Annotated in this window: 20 protein-coding genes; 14 read left to right on the top strand and 6 right to left on the bottom strand. The window is 42.5% G+C overall.

Going from position 1 to position 24,403, the window contains the following annotated elements:
• Nucleotides 1–130 precede the first annotated feature (130 nt).
• Together cdaA and folP are read right to left on the bottom strand one after the other, a co-directional pair.
• Entirely contained in the window at nucleotides 131–895 is a 765-nt protein-coding gene (cdaA, locus tag DW173_RS16845; RefSeq protein ID WP_004299718.1) for a diadenylate cyclase CdaA, read from the bottom strand.
• An 11-nt stretch (nucleotides 896–906) separates the two neighbouring features.
• A complete protein-coding gene (folP, locus tag DW173_RS16840; RefSeq protein ID WP_195564270.1) occupies nucleotides 907–1,773 on the bottom strand; it encodes a dihydropteroate synthase in 867 nt (288 codons plus the stop codon).
• A gap of 117 nt (nucleotides 1,774–1,890) precedes the next feature.
• Here folP and DW173_RS16835 point away from each other — a divergent pair, with 117 nt between their 5' ends.
• Complete coding sequence (locus tag DW173_RS16835; protein ID WP_120144840.1) at nucleotides 1,891–3,906, top strand: sensor histidine kinase; 2,016 nt, start codon at nucleotides 1,891–1,893, stop codon at nucleotides 3,904–3,906.
• A gap of 77 nt (nucleotides 3,907–3,983) precedes the next feature.
• Entirely contained in the window at nucleotides 3,984–5,279 is a 1,296-nt protein-coding gene (locus DW173_RS16830) for a UDP-N-acetylmuramoyl-tripeptide--D-alanyl-D-alanine ligase (protein ID WP_120144839.1), read from the top strand.
• A 102-nt stretch (nucleotides 5,280–5,381) separates the two neighbouring features.
• On the opposite strand, the gene DW173_RS16825 is transcribed toward DW173_RS16830, so the two are convergent.
• Nucleotides 5,382–5,807 (bottom strand): VanZ family protein, encoded by a 426-nt coding sequence (locus tag DW173_RS16825; RefSeq protein ID WP_120144838.1) that lies wholly within the window; start codon nucleotides 5,805–5,807, stop codon nucleotides 5,382–5,384.
• Between the two features lie 103 nt (nucleotides 5,808–5,910).
• Here DW173_RS16825 and DW173_RS16820 point away from each other — a divergent pair, with 103 nt between their 5' ends.
• The gene (locus DW173_RS16820; RefSeq protein WP_118218317.1) at nucleotides 5,911–7,281 is read left to right on the top strand and encodes a sodium-dependent transporter; all 1,371 of its coding nucleotides are present in this window, start codon (nucleotides 5,911–5,913) and stop codon (nucleotides 7,279–7,281) included.
• Nucleotides 7,281–8,201 (top strand): helix-hairpin-helix domain-containing protein, encoded by a 921-nt coding sequence (locus DW173_RS16815; RefSeq protein ID WP_120144837.1) that lies wholly within the window; start codon nucleotides 7,281–7,283, stop codon nucleotides 8,199–8,201. The genes DW173_RS16820 and DW173_RS16815 overlap by 1 nt, the downstream gene beginning before the upstream one ends.
• 178 nt (nucleotides 8,202–8,379) lie before the next feature.
• On the opposite strand, the gene DW173_RS16810 is transcribed toward DW173_RS16815, so the two are convergent.
• The 3 genes from DW173_RS16810 to DW173_RS16800 are packed head-to-tail and all read right to left on the bottom strand — an operon-like array spanning nucleotide 8,380 to nucleotide 11,896.
• Entirely contained in the window at nucleotides 8,380–9,036 is a 657-nt protein-coding gene (locus tag DW173_RS16810) for an ABC transporter ATP-binding protein (RefSeq protein ID WP_004314881.1), read from the bottom strand.
• A gap of 8 nt (nucleotides 9,037–9,044) precedes the next feature.
• Nucleotides 9,045–9,779, bottom strand: coding sequence for a ThiF family adenylyltransferase (locus DW173_RS16805; RefSeq protein ID WP_120144844.1), 735 nt, complete (start codon nucleotides 9,777–9,779; stop codon nucleotides 9,045–9,047).
• Nucleotides 9,761–11,896 (bottom strand): cation:proton antiporter, encoded by a 2,136-nt coding sequence (locus DW173_RS16800; protein WP_120144836.1) that lies wholly within the window; start codon nucleotides 11,894–11,896, stop codon nucleotides 9,761–9,763. The genes DW173_RS16805 and DW173_RS16800 overlap by 19 nt, the downstream gene beginning before the upstream one ends.
• Nucleotides 11,897–12,271: 375 nt before the next feature.
• Here DW173_RS16800 and DW173_RS16795 point away from each other — a divergent pair, with 375 nt between their 5' ends.
• The 10 genes from DW173_RS16795 to murQ all read left to right on the top strand — a co-directional run bounded on the left by DW173_RS16795 (nucleotide 12,272) and on the right by murQ (nucleotide 24,098).
• Nucleotides 12,272–12,565 carry a nucleotidyltransferase family protein gene (locus DW173_RS16795; RefSeq protein ID WP_008024385.1) on the top strand — a complete coding sequence of 98 codons (294 nt, stop codon included), beginning with the start codon at nucleotides 12,272–12,274 and terminating at the stop codon, nucleotides 12,563–12,565.
• Nucleotides 12,549–12,935: a DUF86 domain-containing protein gene (locus tag DW173_RS16790; protein WP_008024384.1), complete on the top strand. Its 387-nt coding sequence runs from the start codon at nucleotides 12,549–12,551 to the stop codon at nucleotides 12,933–12,935. The genes DW173_RS16795 and DW173_RS16790 overlap by 17 nt, the downstream gene beginning before the upstream one ends.
• 181 nt (nucleotides 12,936–13,116) lie before the next feature.
• Nucleotides 13,117–14,124 (top strand): aspartate-semialdehyde dehydrogenase, encoded by a 1,008-nt coding sequence (locus tag DW173_RS16785; RefSeq protein WP_004299708.1) that lies wholly within the window; start codon nucleotides 13,117–13,119, stop codon nucleotides 14,122–14,124.
• A gap of 289 nt (nucleotides 14,125–14,413) precedes the next feature.
• Nucleotides 14,414–15,688 carry a lamin tail domain-containing protein gene (locus DW173_RS16780; RefSeq protein ID WP_120144835.1) on the top strand — a complete coding sequence of 425 codons (1,275 nt, stop codon included), beginning with the start codon at nucleotides 14,414–14,416 and terminating at the stop codon, nucleotides 15,686–15,688.
• 92 nt (nucleotides 15,689–15,780) lie between these two features.
• The gene (locus DW173_RS16775; protein ID WP_120144834.1) at nucleotides 15,781–17,274 is read left to right on the top strand and encodes a sodium:solute symporter; all 1,494 of its coding nucleotides are present in this window, start codon (nucleotides 15,781–15,783) and stop codon (nucleotides 17,272–17,274) included.
• Complete coding sequence (locus DW173_RS16770; RefSeq protein WP_120144833.1) at nucleotides 17,274–19,739, top strand: DUF4922 domain-containing protein; 2,466 nt, start codon at nucleotides 17,274–17,276, stop codon at nucleotides 19,737–19,739. Before DW173_RS16775 ends, DW173_RS16770 begins: the two co-directional genes overlap by 1 nt.
• On the top strand, nucleotides 19,736–21,094 hold the full coding sequence (locus DW173_RS16765; RefSeq protein WP_120144832.1) for a SpoIID/LytB domain-containing protein: 1,359 nt from the start codon (nucleotides 19,736–19,738) through the stop codon (nucleotides 21,092–21,094). The genes DW173_RS16770 and DW173_RS16765 overlap by 4 nt, the downstream gene beginning before the upstream one ends.
• A gap of 14 nt (nucleotides 21,095–21,108) precedes the next feature.
• Entirely contained in the window at nucleotides 21,109–22,392 is a 1,284-nt protein-coding gene (locus tag DW173_RS16760) for an MFS transporter (protein ID WP_004309646.1), read from the top strand.
• Between the two features lie 13 nt (nucleotides 22,393–22,405).
• Nucleotides 22,406–23,242: an ATPase gene (locus DW173_RS16755; protein WP_008024377.1), complete on the top strand. Its 837-nt coding sequence runs from the start codon at nucleotides 22,406–22,408 to the stop codon at nucleotides 23,240–23,242.
• 40 nt (nucleotides 23,243–23,282) lie between these two features.
• On the top strand, nucleotides 23,283–24,098 hold the full coding sequence (murQ, locus tag DW173_RS16750) for an N-acetylmuramic acid 6-phosphate etherase (protein ID WP_015532256.1): 816 nt from the start codon (nucleotides 23,283–23,285) through the stop codon (nucleotides 24,096–24,098).
• The last annotated feature ends 305 nt before the right edge of the window (nucleotides 24,099–24,403 follow it).

Below are 24,403 nucleotides of genomic sequence, written 5' to 3'. Positions count from 1 at the left end.
ATTTATCTAATTTTCTAAAACAAGGAATCAGAGTTCAACTACTGATTCGCATAAATAAAACACCAATGGTCAAATAATGATAGTCATAAAACGACCATCATTATTTGACCATTGGCCTATCACTATAAAATCAGTTTTCTTTTGTCAGCAGACTTTCCAATTCTTCCGCGTTCAGACGAAGATAAAATTGTCCGCGATAGGCTACGGAGATACCGCCTGTTTCTTCCGAAACAATAATAGCATGAGCATCCGACTGTTGAGAGATTCCCATTGCTGCGCGATGTCGCAAGCCAAGTTCTTTCGGTATATTCAAATCATGAGATACAGGAAGAATACATCCTGCTGCCTTGATACGTTTTTTACTGATTACCATTGCGCCATCGTGCAACGGACTATTCTTGAAGAATATATTTTCGATTAAACGTTGGTTGATCGCCGCATCAATCAGTTCGCCCGTGCGGACGACTTCGTCTAAAGGAACGTTATGCTCTATGACAATCAATGCGCCGACTTTTTGCTTCCCCATATTCAAACAAGCCATTACCACCGGCATGATATCGTCATGCTTCAACGACTCTTTTTTCGAACCGTTAAAAAGACGGGCCAGTGCGCTGACATGTCGGTGAGATCCCAAAGTCAAGAGGAAACGGCGTATCTCATCCTGAAAAAGAACAATCAACGCGATCACACCCACATTCATCAATGTGTCGAAAATAGAGCCCAACAATTTCATTTCCAGCACTTGCGTCACCACCAGCCAGATCAGGATAAAAACCAGAATTCCGGTGAACACCTTGATAGAACCGGAAGCTTTCATCAATTTGTAGGTATAGTACAAAACAAAAGCTACCAGCAGAATATCAATAAAATCTTTTATGCCAAACTCAAAAAACATGCCCCCTCCTCTTATTTGTCATATCCACTCTCTATTTTTAATTTCTCTGTGATCCGGACAGCTTCCACCGCTTCACGCACATCATGCACCCGCAGGATATGCGCTCCTTTCATTAACGCAACAGTGTCCAATACGGTTGTCCCGTTCAATGAATCTTGCGGGGTTCCTCCCAACAATTTATAAATCATTGATTTTCGTGAAACTCCCACTAAAACAGGAAGTTCGAAGATATGAAACTCTTCCAGATGTGCCAATAGTTCATAATTATGTTCCAGTGTCTTTCCGAATCCGAATCCCGGATCGAGAATGATATCTTTCACTCCCAAGTCGCGAAGTTGCTGCACTTTACGGGCGAAATACAGGAAAACATCTTTTATCAGATTATCATAAGACGGTTCTTTCTGCATATTTTGGGGAGTTCCCTGCATGTGCATCATTATATAAGGTACTCCCAAGTCGGCTACTGTCTGAAACATCCGGTGATCCATTTCACCGGCAGCTATGTCATTAATAATAGCCACTCCATATTCTTTCACACATTCTTCCGCCACATCAGCCCGGAAAGTATCAACGGAAATAATGGCTTCGGGATGATTACGATTCATAATTTCCAAACCGGTACGCAGTCTTCTCATCTCTTCTTCAGCAGAAATATGTTCGGCATTCGGCCGTGAAGAATAGGCTCCTATATCAATTATTGAAGCACCTTCATCAAGTATCTGCCGGGCCCGGGCAGCAATGTCTTCTTCAGTCTGCATCCGGCTGCCGGAATAAAAAGAATCGGGAGTAACATTTAAAATTCCCATTACCTGCGGAGTAGCAAGATCGAGCAACCGCCCTTTTACATTTATATAAATAGGAGATATAGGTTTCATCATTGACAACATTCCTTTTAGATCGCCTACAAATGTAGATAAAAAAAGCAAGTATTCGTACTAAAAAGAAGAAATAAACGTATATTTGCAAACTATAGAAGAACCCGAAAAATTCATACCATGAGCCGATTAACCCTATTTCGCGTAGGATTTCTTTTCCTCATTTTGTTCTTTACCACTACTGCTAAAGCTCAAAAAGAGGCTGAAACTTTCAATGTTGACTCTACTCTCTATGAATATTATCAACGTTGTCAAGAATACTTATTAGAGCCTGTTGTACTTAATATGTCCGACACTTTATTCCGAATGGCCGGCGAACGGCAGGACGAACGAATGCAGGCAGTAGCCATAGCCACTCAACTGGATTATTATTATTTCCAGGGAACCAATGAAGACAGCGTAATCCACTATACCAACAAAGTAAAAGAATTCGCCAAGGCCACTCATCAGCCTAAATACTATTACTTCGCATGGGCTAATAGATTAATTACCTATTACCTAAAAACAAGCAGAACAAACATAGCACTTTATGAAGTGCAAAACATGTTAAAAGAAGCTCAAGAAGAGGATGATAAGACCGGCCTCTCCCGTTGCTATAACATCATGTCGCAAATCTACACCATCAAAAGATTCGATTCGATGGCGTTCGAGTGGCGATTGAAAGAAATCGAGCTGACTGAAAAATACAAGATCGAAAACTACAACATCTCCCAGACTTATGCCCAGATAGCCAACTATTACATCAACCAGAAAAAGCAAAAAGAAGCATTGGCTGCTGTGGAAAAAGCCATTGCAACTGCCAATTCCTCTACGCAACAAATATCTGCCAAGTTGGAATTCGTAAACTACTACAGCAAGTTCGGCGACTTTCAAGCTGCCGAAAAATTACTGAAGGAGTGTCAGGCAGCATTTGAACAGGACAAAAGACTGGAGTCTATCAAAAAGAGACTATATAATATAGAATGTTTATACTACCAGCAGACCAAACAATATCAGAAAGCGCTGGAAGCCGCAAAGATGCAGGAAAAAGAAGAACGCCGTTTAAGCGAAAGCATACTTAGCAGCAGCCATTACCGCACACAGGGCGAAATCTACCAAAAGATGGGAAATATGAACCTGGCGGTCAAATATCTGCAAATGTACATCAACGCGGATGACTCTTTGAAAATAGCCAATGAGCAAGTGGCCAGCAGCGAATTCGCCACCTTATTAAATGTAGAAAAGCTCAATGCCGAAAAGAAAGAACTCATGCTTCAGGCACAAGAGAAGGAGTTGCATAATAAAACAACCTTGATTATTTCATTGATTATTTTATTAGGTATCTTATTCATATTCCTTTATAGAGAAAACTTCTTGAAACGCAAACTGAAAGTTTCGGAAGCCGAACTTAAAACAAGGAATGAAGAACTTATGGTATCGAGGGAAGAATTGCGTAAAGCCAAAGATATAGCGGAGGCAAGCAGCCGGATGAAAACAACATTTATCCAGAGCATGACGCACGAAATCCGCACACCGCTCAACTCTATCGTAGGCTTCTCGCAGGTATTAAGCGACCATTACAGCAACAGTCCAGAAACACAAGAGTTTGTCAATATCATCAAAAGCAACAGTAACGACTTGCTTCGACTGGTGACTGATGTGCTCACGCTGTCCGAACTGGATCAATACGAACAACTGCCCACTGACCCCGAAACAGACCTTAATGCGATCTGTCAACTTGCATCTGAAGTTGCCAAAGATAACACGCAGAAAGATGTAAAAGTTTTATTCGAACCTGAAAGAGATAGCCTGCTCATACGCAGTAATTCGGAACGTATATCACAAGTATTGAACAACCTGGCACATAATGCCACTAAATTTACGACTCATGGCAGTATTCGCATCGCTTATTCCGTATTGGAAGCTGAAAAGAAAATTGAAATCAGTGTGACCGATACAGGAACAGGCATCCCGAAAGACCAACAGGAAGCGGTATTTGAACGTTTCTACAAAATGAATTCTTTCACGCAGGGCACCGGGCTCGGACTTCCGATATGCCGGAGTATTGCCGAAAAGTTAGGAGGCAGCCTCCGGATCGATACTTCTTATACAGAAGGATGCCGGATGATCCTGACTCTTCCTTTGATATATGCCTAAGCAAAAAACTGCCCGAACTCCCATCAAATCCGAAAGAATAGCCTATCTTTGCAACGTTTTAAATAAAAGATCAGGTTATGAAACTTTCTGCTCTTTACCAGATTTTTCTGGATTGCCAATCAGTAACTACTGATAGCCGGAACTGCCCGGACGGTTCTTTGTTTATCGCCTTGAAAGGTGAGTCGTTCAACGGTAATGCATTTGCCAAATTAGCGCTGGACTCCGGATGCGCGTTTGCCATTATCGATGAAATACAGTATGCCATAGAAGGCGACCAACGATATATACTTGTAGACGACTGCCTGCAAACCATGCAGCAGCTTGCCAACTATCATCGCCGCCAACTTGGAACGCGAGTGATTGGCATTACAGGCACTAATGGGAAGACAACTACCAAAGAATTAATTTCCAGTGTTCTCTGCCAAAACCATAATGTGCTTTATACTTTAGGTAATCTCAACAACCATATCGGTGTACCGACTACCCTGCTACGGTTAAAACCGGAACATGACCTTGCCGTCATTGAGATGGGCGCCAACCATCCGGGGGAAATCAAGTTTCTTTGCGAAATAGCCGAACCGGATTATGGTATTATCACTAACGTAGGCAAAGCTCATCTGGAGGGATTCGGTTCTTTCGAAGGAGTTATCAAAACCAAAGGAGAGCTTTATGATTTCCTCCGCAAGAAAGATGCCATCACCTTTATCCATCACGATAACCCCTATTTGATGAATATTTCACAGGGATTGAACCTGATTTCTTATGGAACAGAAGATGATCTCTATGTCAATGGCCGGATTACCGGCAATTCGCCTTATCTTGCTTTCGAATGGAAAGCCGGTAAAGACGGTGAAGCCCATCAAGTCTGTACACAATTGATCGGAGAATATAATTTCCCCAATGCCCTGGCTGCAATCACTATCGGACGTTTCTTTGGAGTGGAAGCAAAGAAGATCGATGAAGCTCTGGCAGAGTATACGCCACAGAACAACCGTTCCCAACTTAAAAAGACGGAAGATAACACGCTTATCATTGACGCATACAACGCAAACCCAACCAGCATGATGGCTGCCTTGCAAAACTTCCGGAACATGACAGTCCCTCACAAGATGCTCATATTAGGAGATATGCGCGAACTGGGTGCTGATAGCCCGGCCGAGCATCAGAAAATCGTTGACTACATCAAAGAAAGTGATTTTGAGAAAGTATGGCTCGTGGGAGAACAGTTTGCCGCAAGTGAACATTCTTTTAAAACTTATGCAAATGTGCAGGAAGTTATAAAGGATTTGCAAGAAGATAAACCCAAAGGATATACCATTCTTATTAAAGGTTCCAATGGGATCAAGCTTAGTTCAACGGTAGAATTTCTATAAAGCCGGAATGGTAAACTTCAAATGATAAATAATAAACGGTGAATAATGGTTGACTATATCATATCCATTATTCACCGTTTATTATTTGCCATCATTCACGGCTTATCGTTCACCTTTGTTGTTCATAGATTGCCTTTTACTATTTATTTTCATCCTCGGCCGTACGACATAATAGGCCACTAAACTAGCCAGAATCGCTCCTGTTGTATTGGCCGCAAAATCCAACCAGTCACCACCCCGGTAAGTAGTACAGTATTCCTGCAGCAACTCCACACAACCGCTGAAAAGCACCGGACAAAGGAATGCCCCTACCCACGCATGCCACATGGGAGCATGATCCCTGCGATGTGCACGCAAAAACTCCAGCCACAACATCCCCGACATACCGAAATACATACAAACATGAACCAGTTTGTCTAAATTGGGAATTTCATTCAAATCCGTCTTAGGCGGTTTAAAGAACGACAGATAAATCACTGTCAAAATGATAAAAAGCGAGATAGGATATTTCTTAATATAAGATAGCATATCTAAATAATATTACAATTTTCGTGCAAATATAAGTATCATTTTCTATATTTGCACTTTAACTCGTATATTTTATAACGATTTGTAAGATAAAACAAGATTTATGGCAAAAATTGATAGAGCGAACTTCGGCAGCAAATTAGGGGTTATACTCGCTTCTGCCGGTTCTGCAGTCGGGTTGGGTAATATATGGAGGTTTCCATACGAAACAGGAAATCATGGAGGTGCCGCTTTTATACTGATCTATTTAGGTTGCATCTTTCTCTTGGGATTGCCTATTATGATTGCCGAGTTCCTGATAGGACGCCGATCAAGAGCCAACACTGCAAGAGCGTATCAAACACTAGCTCCGGGAACGCATTGGCGTTGGGTAGGACGCATGGGAGTATTAGCAGGTTTTCTTATACTTAGTTATTATGCAGTAGTAGCAGGATGGACACTTGAATATATTTTTGAGGCTGCCACCAATGGCTTTGCCGGAAAAAACTCCGGAGAGTTCATCTCTTCTTTCCAACAATTTTCCAGTAGCCCGTGGCGACCGGTCGTATGGCTGGTAGCATTTTTATTGATTACTCATTTCATTATCGTGAAAGGAGTAGAAAAGGGGATTGAAAAGTCTTCGAAGATTATGATGCCTACCTTGTTTATCATTATCCTTATACTGGTAGTTTGTTCGGTCACTCTGCCGGGAGCTGGTGCGGGTATTGAATTCCTGCTCAAACCCGATTTTAGCAAAGTGGACGGAAATGTGTTTTTGAGTGCCATGGGACAGGCTTTCTTCTCTTTGAGTCTGGGTATGGGATGCCTTTGCACCTACGCCTCTTATTTCAGTAAAGAAACCAACCTGACTAAAACAGCTTTCAGTGTAGGAATCATTGATACTTTTGTGGCAATACTAGCCGGATTTATCATCTTCCCGGCAGCCTTTTCGGTTGGCATACAACCGGATTCAGGTCCCAGTCTCATCTTTATCACGCTGCCTAATGTATTCCAACAGGCATTTGGCGGAGTTCCCGTACTAGCATACATATTCTCTGTAATGTTCTACGCATTGTTGGCGATGGCTGCTTTAACTTCTACCATTTCTTTGCACGAAGTAGTAACCGCTTATCTTCACGAGGAGTTCAATCTTTCCCGTGGAAAAGCAGCAAGGTTAGTCACCGGCGGTTGTGTCTTCCTCGGAATATTCTGTTCATTATCATTGGGAGTCATGAAAGGATTCACCGTTTTCGGACTGGGAATGTTCGATCTCTTCGACTTCGTAACAGCTAAAATCATGTTACCACTTGGCGGACTGTGTATCTCCCTCTTTACCGGATGGTATCTGGATAAAAAGATTGTATGGTCAGAGATTACCAATGACGGCTCGTTAAAGATACCGGTATACAAGCTTATTATCTTTATATTAAAATATATCGCACCAATCGCCATCTCACTGATATTTATCAATGAACTGGGGCTAATCAAGCTATAATGTGGAAAGACTTCCTTTATTATACTAAAACCGAACGACAAGGCATTATCGTCCTTGTCGTTCTTATTTTAGGAGTATATGCAGCTCCTGAACTCTTTGCCTTTTTCACTCGTACCGAAGATACCGGCTGCACAGAGAATGAGAAATCCGATCAAGAATATAATGACTTTGTTGCCTCTCTCCGGGAAACAAAACCTCACAACAGGTTCGGTCATTCTTTTCCATCAACCCCTCAAAGGGAAATCAAGCTTACGATGTTCGATCCGAACACCGCAGACTCCACTACTTTCCTTTCGCTCGGATTACCATCCTGGATGATAAAGAATATTCTGCACTATCGCCATAAACAAGGAAAATTCCGCCATCCGGAGGATTTTCGAAAGATATACGGACTCACAGAAGAACACTACCAGACTCTTCATCCTTATATCCAAATTACAGAAAATTTCAGTTCGAAAGATAAAGATACAATACGGTTATTAACCGTACAAAGCATACAACGAGATACACTTGTGAAATACCAACCGGGAACTGTCGTCAGCCTCAACTCTGCTGATACCGCCGAACTTAAAAAGATTCCGGGAGTCGGAAGCAATATTGCCCGGATGATCGTGAATTACCGCGAACGACTGGGGGGCTTTTGCCGGATAGAGCAGTTACAAGAGATTCATCTAAAAGCCGAAAGACTCCGCCCGTGGTTTTCTATTGACACCGATCAGATACACCGTATCAATTTAAACAAAGCCGGTATGGAACGAATGATGCGTCATCCATATATAAACTACTATCAAGCGAAGGTCATCATAGAATATCGGAAAAAGAAAGGAATCTTAAAAAGTCTGAAGCAATTATCCCTTTATGAGGAGTTCACTCCTATTGATCTTGAACGGATCGAGCCCTACATTTGTTATAATAAATAAAAAAAGATGCATTCCTATCACACCAGACAAGAATGCATCACACACAAACAAAACAAACACTCTACTATCATCTTCACAGACTTCCGTAGAGAAGCGACTATAAATATATAGCTAAAAGATAGAACACTTGCAAGGCTCTACCTTTTTGGTATACATTTTTAGAAGTTAGGTTCTCTAATTAATATTTTTTAATCATACCATCCACCATATGGACTGTCCGGTCCGTGATTTTGGCAAGTCCCTCGTCATGCGTCACTATGACAAAAGTCTGCCCCAGACGGTCCCTCAAATCGAAGAACAGTTGATGTAAATCTTCTTTATTATGTGTATCCAGACTACCGGATGGTTCGTCTGCTAGAATAACTGCCGGGTCGTTAATCAAAGCCCGCGCTACCGCTACCCGTTGTTTCTCACCTCCCGACAGTTCATTCGGTTTATGAGAAGCACGGTCAACCAGCCCCATGAAATCCAGAATCTTCGTAGCACGGTCATTTGCCTCTTTGGAAGAAACGCCTGCAATGAGAGCGGGAATCATCACATTTTCTAATGCCGTAAACTCCGGCAACAGTTGATGAAACTGGAAAACAAAACCGATATTCTTATTACGGAATGCAGATAGTTCTTTCTCTTTCATCCGGCTTACTACTGTTCCGTCAATCTGCACCGTACCTGCGTCCGGTTCATCGAGAGTGCCCATGATCTGCAACAAAGTCGTTTTACCGGCACCGCTCGGACCTACGATACTGACAATTTCTCCTTTATTGATTTCCAGATCAATGCCTTTCAACACTTGTAATGAGCCGAAACTCTTCGTTATACCTTCTAGTTTTATCATAATAGCCTTTATAATCGTTTAATGACATATTCAGCCAGATAGCACCCAAACACGGCCGGCATATAACTGACTGTTCCACACGTCGATTTCTTATTCTGTTCATCATCCGTCAGCAACACGGCTTTCGGGTCGGCTTGTTCCGTACTGAACACTACCGGAAGTTTCCGTTTCATTCCCATCTTCTGCAAGCGTTTCCGTACCGCCTTGCTCAAACCGCAATGATACGTCTCCCAAAGATCGGCAAAACGAACTTGGGTGATGTCACTCTTCGCTCCTGCCCCCATACTGGAAACAATCTTTATACGACGTTTCATCGCCTCATAAATCAGAAAGCATTTCGGACTGATCGTATCAATAGCATCTACTATAAAATCATATTGATTGGCATCCAACAGTTCCGGTATATTCTCATCTTTCAGGTAGACGGGCAGAACGGTCAATTCGATATCCGGATTTATATCTTTATAACGGGCAGCCAATACTTCCGCTTTCGACATTCCCAGTGTGGAATGCATGGCCGGCAACTGACGATTCATATTGGTAGGCTGCACTGTATCGGCATCTACCATCGTCATCCGTCCGACTCCTGCGCGGCAGATCATCTCGGCGGCGTAAGCTCCCACTCCACCCAATCCCACGACCAATACATGCGCGTTCCGGATGCGTTCCATCTTTTCCTCTCCTAACAGGAGTGCTGTTCTCTGTTGCCAGTCGTATTTTTCCATCAGTTTTTCTTTAACCATTTATAGAACCATTTACCCACTTTCTCATAATGTTGAGATTCATTATGTCCGCGCGGATCAGAGAATGACACAATTTCCTGCGGTTCTCCAAACTGATCGGGATAGATGATAATCAAACTATTATTAGAGAAATATTTTCCCAGTTGCGCTGGCAGACGTTCAAAAGAGGTATCGTAAGAGATAGACCCGCGACGGGCAGAAACAACCACCAGCAAGTGGTCATAATTCACCTGTCCTGTCAATAACAGGAGATCTTCCCACTCTTCCAGGATGGAAAATTCTGTCGGGGTACCTGCATGTCTTTTCTTCACCAGTTGCTGAAGGCGCATCAATGTACGCTCATTGGCAAAGAAATGCACCCGACAGCCGAGGATGCTTCCCATACGGCAGAAATGTTCCACCCACTTTGAGAAACCCGATTCATATTCAGCCTTTGGCGGAACGGCAATATTAATTCGGCGCAGGGTGTTAACCGGCATCAGGAATTTGGCAATCATCACTTCACGATGCGTACCTTTCAATAGGCTTTCAGCCAGATGTCCGAAGAAAGAATCGACAATATTGGCCTTCCGGTGCAGACCGATCACAATATCCGTAGCTTCATATTCTTTAATCGTATGGATAATCCCCGAAGCAATATTCAAATCATAACGGCTCACCATCGTGACAGGCACATCGGCGGCAGCGGCAATCATAGCAGCCTTCTCCAAATTCCGTTTACCCTGCTGCTCTTTCTTCTCCGAACTGTTATTATCATTAATCACATTCAATGCAACCAATGCATTCTTCTGCTTGGCATCCTTTATCACCAAAGCCAGATTAACCAAATCTTCAATCGTCTCCGGATTAGCGACCGGAATCAGGATCTGCTCCTTATTTATCTGTTTAGCTTCTTCTTCCGCTTGCACATTTTCATCCAGAGCGAAACGGCGGGCCGAACGTTCGGTCACCAAAGAACTGATGACGCAAGTGAAAAGTATCATTACTACCGTACCGTTTAATACATCATCATTCAACAAGCGTTCTCCATTCTCCATAATGATTTCATGGCCGATCAACACTGCTGCCAGTGTAGCCGCGGCCTGCGCATTACTCAAGCCGAATATCATGCTCCGTTCATTTGATTGCATCCGGTATATCTTCTGCGTGATCCAGGCAGCCAACCATTTACTAAAGGTCGCCACCACCGTCATTACAATAGCCACTTTCAATGCTTCACCTCCGGTAAACAGGCTCCTTACATCAATAATCATCCCGACACCAATCAGGAAGTAAGGAATAAACAACGCATTTCCCACAAATTCCAAGCGGTTCATCAAAGGAGATACATGAGGAATCAAACGATTCAACACCAAGCCTGCCAGAAAAGCGCCTAAAATTCCTTCCATTCCCACGAATTCCATCAATCCTCCTCCGAGGAAGACCATTGCCAACACAAATACAAACTGCATCACGCTATCATCATACTTCCGGAAGAACCAACGTCCGATGCGGGGAAAGAAGAATACAATCAGGAATCCGAGAAAAGCCACTTTTGCCACAAGAAACACCCAGAACCAACCATCAACAGTGCCTTTAAACATACCACCTATGACGGCAAGAATAATCAAAGCAAGGGTGACGGTGACGGCTGTACCCCCAATGGTTATATTGACACTGCGCAAACGCGACAATCCATAACGGCTAATAATAGGATAGGCAATTAAGGTATGGGAAGCATACATACTTGCCAATAACACCGCCGTGAGAAAGCCATAGCCCAGCATACTCATACTACTCCATATTCCCAACGCCATCGGAATCAGAAAGGTGAGCCAGCCAAACACAAAACTTTTCGTCCGGTTTTTCTTAAAGTCTTCCATATCCATCTCAAGACCGGCAAGAAACATGATATAATAGAGTCCTACTTTACCGAACAATTCGAAGCTACTGTCCCGATCGAGTACATGAAAACCGTGTTCGCCAATCAATACCCCCGCCAGAATCATGCCTATAATATGAGGTATATGAAGACGTCCGAGGATCATCGGAGCAAAGAGAATGATAATTAGTACCAAAAAGAACACCCAGGTCGGATCAGAAATCGGCAGAGTTAAATTGAGATCAAACAGGTTCATAGACTGTGGTTTTAGGAATTCTCTGCAAAGGAACAAAAAAGTTTGCAAAATCACAATGAATGTCCAGACGTATTATTCAGTAGTCAAGTAGTAAGTAGTTGAGTAGTAAATTACTGAATTAACCACTTGCAACTTTCCGTATTGTCCTTATACAGGTCCACCTTCACAGGAATACAACGAGTGTATATATTACCGATCGTATTCTCCGTTGCATAAAAAAACAAGAAAAAGATAATAATAGAATAACAAGCGGGAAAATATCCCACATCGCTCTTTGACATACTAGAAATGAAAACTATTACTCTCAAAGCGTTGTTATTCTCTATGAAATTTTGTAAGTTTGCAGAAAGTAATCTATGAAAGGAGAATTGCCCTATGAAGACAACTGATGAAATTCTGGAATTGCTACGCCAATTTAAGAGTGTTGCCGGTGAGAAGTACGGTATTGAGCAACTTGCTCTTTTCGGCTCCGCCGCACGGGGCGAACAGCGAGAAGATAGCGATATTGACGTCTGCGTGAAGTTGCACAAAACCACCTTCCGCACCTATATGGCTATCAAGGAGGAACTTGAACATCTTTTTCATATTAAGGTAGATTTATTGACCCTGCACGAGAATATGCGTCAGTTGTTCCGGCAAAATATTGAACGTGATGCGATCTATATCTAATGAACAAATAGTGGATATGCTCCGCTTTGTGGAACGTCAGACTGTATTTGTTCTTGAAACTACGGCTGACGTTAAAACTTATCATGACTTCCTCACCAATATGAGTGGCATGGTGCTTTTCAACTCCACCTGCATGTGTCTGCAAACAATCGGTGAAACAATTCGCCAAGTGGATGACCTTACTGCTGGTAACCTTTTTGCCCGTTACCCGTCGACCCCATGGAAGCAAATCATCGGAATGCGTAATATTATCTCGCATGAGTATCTTTCGGTAGATACAGAACTGGTATTTGACATTACTCGCGAAGAACTCGCCCCCTTACTGGCCGATCTCCGCCGTGTGCTTGCCGACATCGACAACGCTACATAACATTCCGTCCAACAACTACACTTGATTATACGTAAGGTTAAAGAAATCCGCCGAGAAACTGATTTTTTCTCTCAAAAGCGATGTTTATATGCTAAATTGTTATAATTTTGCAGCCAAATCTTTCCGATTCGACAGGATGAAGGAAAGAAATTCAATATTCACAATTTAACAAAAGAAAAAGATGAAAGTAGCTATTGTTGGCGTAAGCGGAGCCGTAGGACAAGAATTCCTGCGCGTGCTCGATGAGAGAAACTTCCCGATGGACGAGTTAGTTTTGTTCGGTTCTAAACGTAGTGCCGGAACAACTTATACTTTCCGCGGTAAACAGATCGAGGTGAAACTCTTACAACACAACGATGACTTTAAAGGGGTAGACATTGCTTTCACTTCTGCTGGTGCAGGAACATCCAAGGAGTTCGAAAAAACAATCACCAAGTATGGTGCTGTGATGATCGACAACTCCAGTGCATTCCGTATGGATGCCGACGTACCTTTGGTTGTGCCTGAAGTAAATGCAGAAGATGCATTGGAACGTCCGCGTGGCGTTATTGCCAACCCGAATTGTACGACTATCCAGATGGTAGTTGCACTGAAAGCCATCGAAAAGCTTTCTCATATAAAAACCGTGCATGTGTCTACCTATCAGGCAGCAAGTGGCGCGGGTGCTGCTGCTATGGACGAATTGTACGAACAATATCGCCAGGTATTGGCAAACGAGCCTGTGACTGTAGAGAAGTTTGCCTATCAGTTGGCTTTCAACCTGATTCCGCAGATTGACGTATTTACAGAAAACGGTTATACGAAAGAAGAAATGAAAATGTATAATGAAACACGTAAGATCATGCATTCTGACGTAAAGGTTAGTGCAACTTGTGTACGTGTTCCTGCATTACGCGCTCACTCTGAAAGTATCTGGGTAGAAACAGAACGTCCGATTTCCGTAGAAGAAGCTCGTGAAGCATTCGCTAACGGTGAAGGGCTGGTTCTTCAGGACAATCCGGCAGAAAAAGAATACCCGATGCCGCTGTTCCTGGCAGGTAAAGATCCGGTATACGTAGGCCGTATCCGCAAAGACCTGACAAACGAAAACGGATTGACTTTCTGGATTGTAGGTGACCAGATCAAGAAAGGCGCTGCTCTGAATGCAGTTCAGATTGCCGAATATCTGATTAAAGTTAAGAACATCTAGTCTTAAAAAAAGCACATTGATAAGACTCAATAAGTGGCCGACTTGCTGCACGACAATCGTCGCAATACAAGTCGGTCACTTTCTTTATAAATACCTAATTTCTTATATTAGTTTCCTTCCGCACATTTGCAGGGAATAAAAGGAACTTGTGATCTTTTTTACATAAATAATGTCTTATTTACAAGAAGAAGGTCTATCTTTGTCCCTCATTCAAATATCCAAACCGCAATTGCTTCTGCGCTATACACAAACAAATACGGTAAAACGAAAAACTCAAATTAAAAACCGCATGAAAATTTACCAAACAATCATTCTCTTATGTTTTTTCAGTATGTTGTTCTACAACTGTTCGCTTCCTGCTGATGACGAAGAAAAGGGAGATTTAAAAGGAGAAGACACTATCACACCCGAACTTCCCTGGGAAGGAGAAATGGACAAATTCACCATCAATTCTAAAGAAGGAATCCATCTAAATGATCCGCAGGAAGACGCCGGAACAGCTTATGTCACCATTCCTTCTACCTCTGTAAAAAATACCCGTTGGGAATTTGGAGTTCACCTCACCTTCAACCCCTCCGCCAACAATTATGCACGATTTTATCTGACTTCTTCCTCAAACATTCTTTCCGGCAATTTAAACGGCTATTACATTCAGATTGGAGGAGCAAAAGATAATGTAACTCTTTATCGTCAGAACGGAGAGCAGTCTAAACTACTGGCTTCGGGAAGAGAACTGATGAAAGGAAACTCTTCACCGAAACTATACATAAAAGTAGAATGTGACAATAACGGTTACTGGACTTTTTGGACACGGCTTGAATCCGAGAATGAATACGTAAAAGAAAGACAGATAAAAGATACCGATATACAGACTTCCCGCTACTGCGGTATATACTGCATTTACACCAAAACCCGTTGTAAAGGATTCACGTTCCATCACATACAGTTGTCTAATGACGTAAAAACGAACACATCACCCGACGAAACACCCGATAACCCCGATACGGACCTTCCAGATAATCCAGACACTCCCGAATTACCGGAAGATGTGAGAGGTATGCTTCTTTTCAATGAAATAATGTATAACAATGCCACTGATGGTGCAGAATATGTAGAAATCTATAATCCAACTGAACAGGCAGTCATTTTACCCGCACTTTATCTATATAAAATGCATGAAGACGGGACAATATACAATACTACTATCCTTCAAAATGAGAGTCCTTCTACTCCCCTAGCCATTCCTTCCAAAACTTATCTTTGTTTCACGAAATACTTCAACAGAGTTGTTCAGAAACATAAAGTTGGTGGAGAAAATATAGTAATTATACCGAACTTCCCGGCACTGAACAATAATGGTGGGTATCTGGCACTTTCGAGTAGTAAAGAGACTGCACCAGGACATACTTTTGACACTTGTTGTTTTAGAGATGAAATGCACACCATTGACAAAATAACCGGCATTTCGCTTGAAAAGAAATCTCCGGAGTTGTCCTCGCTCAATAAAAACTGGCGTTCGTCCAAACACGCGACCGGAGGCACACCGGGAATAAAAAATAGGTAGGAGTATACATATATATGATAAATTCCCTACTTTTGTAGACAAAGATAAACTAATTCGGATCATTCATCCTCAAACCAATTTAAATAGCAGATATGAGTCCAGCCGTTATATCTATCACTATTGTGGCATACTTTATAATCCTGTTCACTATCTCTTATATAGCAGGACGCAAAGCCGACAATGAGGGATTCTTTGTCGGAAACCGTAAATCGGCATGGTATGTTGTTGCTTTTGCCATGATTGGTTCCACCATTTCCGGAGTCACTTTCGTTTCCGTTCCGGGTATGGTACAGGCAAGTAGCTTTTCTTACCTGCAAATGGTGCTGGGATTCATAGTAGGACAAATTATCATTGCGTTTGTACTCGTTCCTCTCTTTTATCGTATGAACCTGGTTTCCATATATGAATATCTGGAGAATAGGTTCGGAGCTTCATCCTATAAAACAGGAGCATGGTTCTTCTTTATCTCAAAGATGCTGGGAGCTGCCGTTCGACTATTTCTGGTATGCCTGACGCTACAACTGCTGATCTTCGAACCTTTCCATCTTCCTTTCCTGTTGAATGTCATACTTACCGTATTTATAGTATGGCTCTACACTTTCCGCGGTGGAGTGAAATCATTGATATGGACGGATGTTCTAAAAACATTCTGCCTGGTAGTGTCGGTTGTACTTTGCATCTATTATATTGCTTCCAGCTTGCATCTGAATTTCAGTGGTTTGGTTAGTACGATTTCAGACAGTGACTTTTCCAAGACATTCTTTTTTGACGATGTTAATGACAAACGATATTTCTTCAAGCAATTCCTGGCAGGAGTATTCACCGTTATTGCCATGAACGGGCTCGACCAGGATATGATGCAGCGCAATCTTAGCTGCAAGAACTTCCGGGACTCACAGAAGAATATGATTACCAGTGGAATCTCACAATTCTTTGTCATTCTGCTTTTCCTGATGCTGGGAGTACTGTTATATACGTTTACAGCACAGCAAGGCATTGGGAATCCGAAAAAAAGCGACGAGTTGTTTCCGATGATTGCTACCGGAAATTATTTTCCCGGCATAGTCGGAATATTATTCATTATCGGACTGATAGCCTCCGCCTATTCTGCAGCGGGTTCTGCCTTGACGGCACTGACCACTTCCTTTACTGTAGATATTTTACATGCACAGAAAAAAGGAGAGGCGGCACTTAGCCAAATACGCAAACATGTACATATCGGTATGGCAGTTGTGATGGGAGCAGTCATTTTCGTATTCAATCTGCTGAACAACACGAGTGTGATTGATGCGATTTACACATTAGCCAGTTATACGTATGGCCCTATCTTAGGATTGTTCGCTTTCGGCATCTTCACCAAGAAACAAGTTTATGATAAATATATTCCGTTGGTAGCTATCGCTTCTCCTATTCTTTGCTATATCCTTCAAAGAAATTCGGAAGCATGGCTCAACGGTTACCAAATTAGTTACGAGTTGTTGATAATCAATGCCCTGTTCACATTCCTTGGACTTTGTTTGTTCATCAAAAGACAAGACAAAGAAACATCTTACACAACTCATACTACAAAACAAAAAGTAAAATAATGAAAACAACAATCAACTGTTTTCTTCCTTTCAGCCGGTTGGAAGAAACTGTGCAAACAGTTAAGGAGTTACGTGCATCAACGCTGGTAGACAAAATTTATTTATTGGCATCGCCAATTACCAATGTCTGTATTCCCGGATGCGAACTCATCTCTGTAGAGAAAATGCAGTCTACACAAGCGATGCGAGCTATTGCAGAACATTCTGATAAAACATATACCTTGCTCTATACCAAACACACTGCACTAAAAATAGGCATGTTCGCTCTTGAAAGAATGGTTCAAGTAATGGAAATGACCCAAGCTGGCATGGTATATGCAGACCATTACCAACAGATAGACGGTGTGCAAAAAACAGCTCCGGTCATTGATTACCAACCCGGTAGCCTGCGTGACGACTTCAATTTCGGCTCGGTTTTACTGTTCAATGCCAACGCATTCAAGGAAGTTATAGAAAATACGGAAGAGGAATATCAATATGCAGGCTTGTATGATTTGAGACTCAAAATATCCCAAAAGAGCAAACTGGTACACATCAACGAATATCTATATACCGAAGTAGAAAGTGACAAGCGGAAAAGCGGTGAGAAGCAGTTCGATTATGTAGACCCTAAAAACCGTCAGGTACAGATTGAAATGGAACAGGCATGCGCCAACCATTTGAAGGAAATTGGCGGATATCTTTATCCTATCTTCCGTCCTGTAGACTTTTCTTCCCACACTTTTGAGTATGAAGCTTCTGTCATTATACCCGTACGCAACCGTATTCGCACAGTCAAAGATGCCGTACACTCGGCACTGAACCAGCAAACGACCTTTCCGTTCAATGTCATTGTCATCGACAATCATTCGACAGACGGGACCAGTGAAGTTCTCCATGAACTTAGTTCGGACAAGCGGCTGATTCACGTCATTCCCGAAAGAGATGACCTCGGTATAGGCGGATGTTGGAACATAGGTATCCATCACGAGAAATGCGGAAAGTTTGCCGTCCAACTTGATAGCGATGACGTGTATAAAGACGAACATAGCCTGCAAATCATTATTGATACTTTCTATACACAGAAATGTGCAATGGTAATCGGCACTTATATGATGACTAACTTTGATATGCAGGAAATTGCCCCCGGCATCATCGATCATAAGGAATGGACGCCCGACAACGGACGAAATAATGCATTACGTATCAACGGTCTGGGAGCTCCCCGTGCATTCTACACGCCCATTCTTCGGGAAATCAAAGTCCCGAACACAAGCTATGGAGAAGATTATGCCCTTGGATTGAAAATTTCACACGATTATCAGATAGGCAGAATATACGACGTGATTTACCTTTGCCGCCGTTGGGAAGGCAACTCGGATGCTGCACTGCCTATTGAGAAAATCAACCAGAATAATCTATATAAAGACCGGCTTCGTACGTGGGAATTGGAACAGCGCATCCTGCAACAAGAAACGACATTAGAGAAAATTCAGCAAAGAATCGAACAGTTATTCCAAAAGCAAACTCTTTCTTGGGAACTAGCCAAAGAGAATTACCAGGCATTGGAACAGTATCGGTCACGAACAAAAGAAATATCCAAATGGTTTGGTAAGCAATATTTAGATGCGAACCTATTCCTTAATCCGAAACGTATTCTTTCGACTACCGCACAGACAGATACTGCCTCCATTCACTCACGGCCTTGCTTCCTCTGCCAAACAAACCGACCGCAGGAACAAGAATTCATCAGTTATAGGAATTATCAGATACTGGTTAATCCCTATCCCATATTTAAACACCACTTTACAATTGTAGATAAGGAACACAAGTCGCAATCCATAGCCGGGCGTTTTAAAGATATGATAGAATTCACCGACATAATGAGAGAATACTTCCTTTTGTATAATGGACCGGAATGTGGAGCTTCCGCTCCCGATCATGCCCATTTTCAAGCTTGCAGTAAAGAGGAAAGTATGCAGGGATCATATTACGATCACATAGATTTAATAGATAACGACAAGGTGCGAATTAGTTATGAAGATTTTCCGTACAGTTTCATCAGGATTCAGGCGAAAAATAAGAAAACAATGTCGAAAACCTTTCATCTGATTTACGACATCTTAGCTGCCAATAATAACGGAAAAGAACCAATGATGAATATTCTTGCCTGGTATGGTTTGGAACGCACCAAAGAGGATTTTAGAGAGCGCTACGAAGAAGAATTTGAATCAGTGGCCGAACACCCTTACAATTGTATTATCTTCTTACGCAGCAAACATCGTCCCGACTGCTATTACGCAAAAGGAGACGAACAAATTCTCATCAGTCCTGCTATAGCTGAAATGAACGGCATATTCCCTATAGTACGTGAAGAGGATATGGAGAAACTGACTCCTGAAAAGGTATATGATATCTATCGGGAAATATCTATATCCAAAGAAAAACTGCAAAAAATACTAGAACGTATTAAAGCTGTATTATGACTCAACCTCAAATAACAGTCGGTATCCTTTCCGGGAAAGAGATTGAATTCTCTTTCCCGGTGAAATTTAGTTCTTCTGTCGGAACGGAAATTTCCGGGACACAGAAAGTTATTTATCAGGATGGGAAGATTCATTGGCAAGGGAAAGAGTACGACGAATTATCCTTCATTCCTCCACAAAATGCGCATGCTTTCTTTGAACTGAAAGATGTGACCATCGGAATCAACTTCCATTGGGAACGCAAAGAAGTCCAGAAATTCAAAGGGGAATTAAAGATCATCGTCGAAGGAGAACAACTAACCGCCATCAATGTGATTTCCATTGAAGAATATCTTACCAGTGTAATTTCATCAGAGATGAGCGCAACAGCTTCTTTAGAACTACTAAAGGCTCACGCCGTCATCTCCCGAAGCTGGTTACTCGAAAAAAATAAAGAATTAAGAATGAAGAATGAAGAATTTAAAAGAACTTTGCAAAAAGACAGCGCAGCCAATTCTTCATTCTTCATTCCTAATTCTTCATTTATTAAGTGGTATGACCATGAAGCACATAGAAATTTCGATGTATGTGCCGATGATCATTGCCAGCGTTATCAGGGAATTACACGAGCCTCAACACCACAAGCCATCGAAGCAGTCTCCGCCACGCGGGGGGAAGTGCTGATGTATAAAGGAGCGATTTGTGATGCCCGTTTCTCTAAATGTTGTGGCGGAGCTTTTGAAGAGTTCCAAAATTGTTGGGAAAACGTAAAGCATCCTTATCTAATCAGACAACGGGATAGCAAGACTGAAAAACAACTTCCCGATTTGAACATAGAGGCGGAAGCTGATAAATGGATACGTACCTCACCTGTTGCTTTTTGTAATACGCAGGATAAGAAAATTCTAAGCCAAGTACTAAACAACTACGATCAGGAAACAGCAGACTTCTATCGTTGGAAAGTCAGTTATTCGCAGCAGGAGCTTTCAGAACTGATTCATCAACGTTCAGGGATTGATTTCGGACAAATCATTGATTTAATTCCTGTAGAACGGGGAACATCCGGACGTCTTGTCCGACTAAAGATTGTAGGAACCTTACGGACACTCATCATTGGAAAAGAGTTGGAAATACGCCGTACCTTATCTACTTCTCATCTGTATAGTTCCGCCTTCGTAGTAGACAAGGAATATGAGGAAAAAGGACATAAAGAGGATAAAATCCCTTCACGATTCATCCTTACCGGAGCCGGATGGGGGCATGGAGTAGGACTTTGCCAGATTGGTGCTGCCGTAATGGGAGAGCAAGGTTACAAATATGAAGAAATACTGTCTCACTATTACCCCGGCAGTACGCTCGAGAAACAATATCAATAAAAAAGAATAATACCATGACAACCCCCACTATAAAAAGAAATCCCTGGAGCTGGATACCCACCCTCTACTTCGCAGAAGGGCTGCCATACGTAGCGGTAATGACGATTGCTGTTATCATGTACAAGCGTTTAGGATTATCCAATACGGAAATAGCCTTATACACTTCCTGGCTCTATCTTCCCTGGACTATCAAACCGCTATGGAGTCCATTCGTCGACCTGGTGAAAACGAAGCGTGCCTGGATTATTGCCATGCAAGGTTTCATCGCTGCCGGATTTGCAGGAATAGCCTTCTTTATTCCGACTGCTCATTATGTACAGTTGACTCTTGCTTTTTTCTGGCTGTTGGCGTTCAGTTCCGCTACGCATGACATCGCAGCAGACGGTTTCTATATGCTCGGACTCAATAATAAGGAACAATCTTTCTTTGTCGGTATCCGGAATACTTTCTATCGGCTTGCCAATATTTTCGGGCAGGGAATTCTAGTCATGCTGGCAGGATGGCTGGAAACGTCACAGAACAATATTCCCCTGGCATGGAGTATTACATTCTACCTCCTTGCCGGATTATTTCTGGCTCTTACTATCTATCATCGGCTTATCCTCCCCCATCCTGATTCGGACATTAAACGTCCCGGACTCACACCGGGTAAGTTGTTGGGAGATTTCCTCCTGACCTTTGTCACATTCTTTCAGAAAAAGAACCTCGGTCTCATGTTCTTTTTCCTCCTCACCTACCGGTTGGGAGAATCACAGTTAGCCAAAATAGCTTCTCCTTTCCTGCTCGACACGACCGATAAAGGTGGACTGGGTTTATCCACAGCAACTGTCGGAATGATCTACGGCACGATAGGTGTCATAGCTTTATTGCTCGGTGGAATCATTAGTGGTTTCCTCGTTTCCCGTGACGGATTCAAGAAATGGATATTACCCATGGCATTAGCCATCAACATTCCCGATCTATTATATGTATGGATGGCTGCCGCCACCCCGGACAATCCTATATTTATAGCCATTTGTGTAGCGATCGAACAGTTGGGGTATGGTTTCGGTTTTACCGCTTATATGCTATATCTGATTTATATAGCAGAAGGTGAACACAAAACGGCGCACTATGCTATCGGAACCGGATTTATGGCACTAGGCATGATGATTCCCGGTATGCCTGCCGGATGGATACAGGAACATCTCGGATACACAAACTTCTTTATCTGGGTTTGTATTTGTACCCTACCCGGTATCGTCGCCTCATTAATGATTCGCAACCGACTGGAGGATTCTTTCGGAAAGAAACAATAAAAAACTCAAAGATATGATACTCATTGCAGATAGTGGTTCTACAAAAACCGACTGGTGCATCGTTTTCAACGACACCCCAATCAAACGAATGGGAACGAAGGGAATTAATCCCTTCTTCCAATCAGAAGAAGAAATTCAACAAGAGCTGACACATTCCCTTCTGCCACAACTACCGGAAGGAACGATCAACTCCGTCTTTTTTTATGGTGCAGGCTGCACTCCCGAAAAGGCTCCCGTCCTCCGGCGGGCCATCGCCGACAGCCTGCCTGTCATCGGAAATATCAAAGCCAACTCGGATATGCTTGCCGCTGCCCGCGGACTATGCGGACATGAAGCAGGGATTGCCTGCATCCTCGGCACAGGTTCCAATTCCTGTTTCTACAACGGTGAAGAGATTGTCAACAACATCTCCCCTCTTGGATTCATCCTGGGAGATGAAGGAAGCGGCGCAGTCTTAGGAAAACTACTGGTAGGCGATGTACTGAAAAACCAGCTTCCACCCGCCATCAAAGAAGCTTTCTTAAAACAGTTCGACCTGACGGCCCCCGAAATCATCGACCGCGTTTACCGCCAACCCTTTCCGAACCGTTTTCTGGCTAGTCTCTCCCCTTTCCTTGCACAGCACTTGGAAGAACCGGCTATCCGTTCACTAGTACTCAACAGCTTTATCGCTTTTCTCCGCAGAAACGTGATGCAATATGATTATAAGCAATATCCAGTACATTTTATTGGTTCCGTAGCTCACTGTTACAAGGAGATTTTGCAGGAGGCTGCGCAAACAACAGGTATTCAGATCGGTAAGATTCTTCAAAGTCCGATGGAAGGGCTGATTCAATACCATCAACAATAATTCTTTTACCTATTGTAATTTATAACCAGTAATTATAAAAATGCAGATAACCGAACAACCGTCCTTTTACGATCATCTGGAAAAGAAATCTGTGCGAGAGATCTTAGAAGATATCAACCAGGAAGATCAGAAAGTAGCGTTAGCCGTACAAAAGGCTATTCCACAAATTGAAGAGCTTGTCAATCAGATTGTACCCCGCATGAAACAAGGCGGACGCATCTTTTATATGGGGGCCGGCACAAGCGGTCGCCTGGGAGTATTGGATGCTTCCGAAATCCCTCCTACTTTCGGAATGTCTCCCAACTGGATTATCGGACTGATTGCAGGAGGCGATACAGCCCTGCGCAATCCGGTAGAAGGAGCCGAAGATGATGAAAATCGAGGTTGGGAAGAACTCGTCGAACACCAGATCAACGAAAAAGACACCGTTATCGGCATTGCCGCTTCCGGCACTACCCCGTACGTAATCGGTGCTTTACGGGAAGCCCGTAAACACGGTGTCCTGACAGGTTGTATCACCAGTAATCCCGATTCTCCAATGGCAGCAGAAGCGGATGTCGCCATCGAAATGATTGTAGGGCCGGAATATGTGACAGGCAGTTCCCGGATGAAATCAGGCACCGGACAGAAAATGATTCTGAATATGATTAGTACGTCGGTGATGATTCAACTTGGACGGGTGAAAGGAAATAAGATGGTAAATATGCAGCTTAGTAATCATAAACTGGTAGAAAGAGGCACCAGGATGATTATGGAGGAACTAGGATTAAATCATGACCATGCACAAAAATTGTTACTGTTACATGGTTCGGTTAAGAATGCAATTGACGCTTACCGATATTCTCAAGATCATTAAAATCTCTACTTACTCTTGTTTAACCAACTTATATTATACGCATCACATACCAATCTTATTAATACGGAATATGACACATTAACCATCATTATTCATCCGACAGCCTCATAGATACAATACAAAAAGATTTTGAAACAAAATCAAAAACATTTATTGAACAAACCGGTTTGTTCACACTTCTTCATTTTATCTCCGAAGAAAAAACTTCAAGAAAAAGTAAATTGGTATCAACAGTATAAATAATTGAAACATACCCAAAGCCCGTTCTTATCAATACCAACTATCTTTGCATCGTGTCACAGTAC

This window comes from Bacteroides sp. AM16-13, assembly GCF_003602705.1.
Lineage (GTDB): Bacteria > Bacteroidota > Bacteroidia > Bacteroidales > Bacteroidaceae > Bacteroides > Bacteroides xylanisolvens.
The sequence above is the reverse complement of the archived record's forward strand: the minus strand, read 5'-3'. Positions and strand labels throughout refer to the sequence as shown.

Excerpts from the sequence above, each read along its gene's own strand:
- cdaA (WP_004299718.1), bottom strand. The coding sequence starts at position 895 with ATGTTTTTTGAGTTTGGCATAAAAGATTTTATTGATATTCTGCTGGTA.
- DW173_RS16780 (WP_120144835.1), top strand. The coding sequence starts at position 14,414 with ATGAAAATTTACCAAACAATCATTCTCTTATGTTTTTTCAGTATGTTG.
- DW173_RS16765 (WP_120144832.1), top strand. The coding sequence starts at position 19,736 with ATGACTCAACCTCAAATAACAGTCGGTATCCTTTCCGGGAAAGAGATT.
- DW173_RS16805 (WP_120144844.1), bottom strand. The coding sequence starts at position 9,779 with ATGGTTAAAGAAAAACTGATGGAAAAATACGACTGGCAACAGAGAACA.
- DW173_RS16775 (WP_120144834.1), top strand. The coding sequence starts at position 15,781 with ATGAGTCCAGCCGTTATATCTATCACTATTGTGGCATACTTTATAATC.
- DW173_RS16800 (WP_120144836.1), bottom strand. The coding sequence starts at position 11,896 with ATGAACCTGTTTGATCTCAATTTAACTCTGCCGATTTCTGATCCGACC.
- murQ (WP_015532256.1), top strand. The coding sequence starts at position 23,283 with ATGCAGATAACCGAACAACCGTCCTTTTACGATCATCTGGAAAAGAAA.
- DW173_RS16785 (WP_004299708.1), top strand. The coding sequence starts at position 13,117 with ATGAAAGTAGCTATTGTTGGCGTAAGCGGAGCCGTAGGACAAGAATTC.
- DW173_RS16795 (WP_008024385.1), top strand. The coding sequence starts at position 12,272 with ATGAAGACAACTGATGAAATTCTGGAATTGCTACGCCAATTTAAGAGT.
- DW173_RS16835 (WP_120144840.1), top strand. The coding sequence starts at position 1,891 with ATGAGCCGATTAACCCTATTTCGCGTAGGATTTCTTTTCCTCATTTTG.
- DW173_RS16755 (WP_008024377.1), top strand. The coding sequence starts at position 22,406 with ATGATACTCATTGCAGATAGTGGTTCTACAAAAACCGACTGGTGCATC.
- DW173_RS16820 (WP_118218317.1), top strand. The coding sequence starts at position 5,911 with ATGGCAAAAATTGATAGAGCGAACTTCGGCAGCAAATTAGGGGTTATA.
- DW173_RS16790 (WP_008024384.1), top strand. The coding sequence starts at position 12,549 with ATGCGATCTATATCTAATGAACAAATAGTGGATATGCTCCGCTTTGTG.
- DW173_RS16770 (WP_120144833.1), top strand. The coding sequence starts at position 17,274 with ATGAAAACAACAATCAACTGTTTTCTTCCTTTCAGCCGGTTGGAAGAA.
- DW173_RS16815 (WP_120144837.1), top strand. The coding sequence starts at position 7,281 with ATGTGGAAAGACTTCCTTTATTATACTAAAACCGAACGACAAGGCATT.
- DW173_RS16830 (WP_120144839.1), top strand. The coding sequence starts at position 3,984 with ATGAAACTTTCTGCTCTTTACCAGATTTTTCTGGATTGCCAATCAGTA.
- DW173_RS16810 (WP_004314881.1), bottom strand. The coding sequence starts at position 9,036 with ATGATAAAACTAGAAGGTATAACGAAGAGTTTCGGCTCATTACAAGTG.
- DW173_RS16825 (WP_120144838.1), bottom strand. The coding sequence starts at position 5,807 with ATGCTATCTTATATTAAGAAATATCCTATCTCGCTTTTTATCATTTTG.
- DW173_RS16760 (WP_004309646.1), top strand. The coding sequence starts at position 21,109 with ATGACAACCCCCACTATAAAAAGAAATCCCTGGAGCTGGATACCCACC.
- folP (WP_195564270.1), bottom strand. The coding sequence starts at position 1,773 with ATGATGAAACCTATATCTCCTATTTATATAAATGTAAAAGGGCGGTTG.